The sequence below is a fragment of the Oceanobacter antarcticus genome, assembly GCF_044962685.1.
Lineage (GTDB): Bacteria > Pseudomonadota > Gammaproteobacteria > Pseudomonadales > Oceanobacteraceae > Oceanobacter > Oceanobacter antarcticus.
Genome location: NZ_JBBKTX010000092.1, coordinates 1 through 307 on the forward strand (window position 1 = coordinate 1; position 307 = coordinate 307).

The window sequence follows — 307 nt, forward strand, 5'->3', positions numbered from 1 at the left end:
GCGATATGAGCCCCGATTCCAGGGATAGAGATCAGGTTCTGGCATTGCTGATCCTGTTCGCCATAACGCTTTAATTCTTCGTTAATGTGATCAATCCGACGCGATAACAGGTCATATTCAATCAATGTCCAATTCAACTCCGACTGCATCATGCCAGACAGCTCACCTTGTTCCAGAATCTCGCGTAACCCTTTAAGTACAGCATTGATTCCGACGGGGAAGATATAACCATAGTCCGTCAACAAACCGCGCATCTGATTGCAAAGCGCAGTGCGATCCTTGACCAGCCGTTCTCGCATTCGATGCA

The 307-nt window shown here is 47.9% G+C and carries 1 pseudogene; it reads right to left on the reverse strand.

From position 1 onward, the window contains the following. A pseudogene (locus WG929_RS21060) lies at positions 1 to 307 on the reverse strand (IS110 family transposase); the annotation flags it as partial.